Here is a 531-nt window from a genome sequence, read left to right on the forward strand (position 1 = left end):
CATGAAGCTTCTGTCGAAACCGGTTTCTGAACACACCTTATTGACCTTGCTGGCAAAACATAAGCCCAAAATATCGAGCGAAGGCGGGTGAAGGTGATGGCGGTGAAACGTAACTAGCACAAAGGGGCGTATGCCGAAAATGCCCCTCCGAGGAGGCCTTCTATGGCGTCCAGTACTCAAATGCGACGTGATTCTGACGTGGACGAAAAGCCCGGGGCCAGGATATCACTGAGCGCAAGTGAAACAGCTCACAAAGTCGGTCGCCGCAGATTCGGTGAATTTGTGAATCTTGTTCGAGGACCGGTCGCGGCACTCAGTGCCGAGCAGAATCTCCTTGTCAAACGCGATTTATTGGAATCACTGTCGCGTCGAGTGGTGTATTGGATGGCGTTGATGTTGTTCGTAAGCTTGTTCGTGTTCGCACTTGGAAATTGGATCAAGAGGCCGGATATTTATGGCTCTTTTGAAATTCAAATGGGTTATGCAGTATGCGGGTTGATCGAAGTGAAGTTGAGCTTGCCAGCGATCAGG

1 protein-coding gene is annotated in these 531 nt (G+C 50.3%); it reads left to right on the forward strand.

Annotated elements, in window-relative coordinates:
• Nucleotides 1-162 precede the first annotated feature (162 nt).
• Nucleotides 163-531, forward strand: a 369-nt coding sequence (locus tag EVC45_RS45125; protein ID WP_129964419.1) for a hypothetical protein, incomplete at its 3' end; no start/stop codon positions are given.

The organism is Paraburkholderia sp. UYCP14C, assembly GCF_004197395.1.
In the GTDB taxonomy this organism is placed as follows: Bacteria; Pseudomonadota; Gammaproteobacteria; order Burkholderiales; family Burkholderiaceae; genus Paraburkholderia.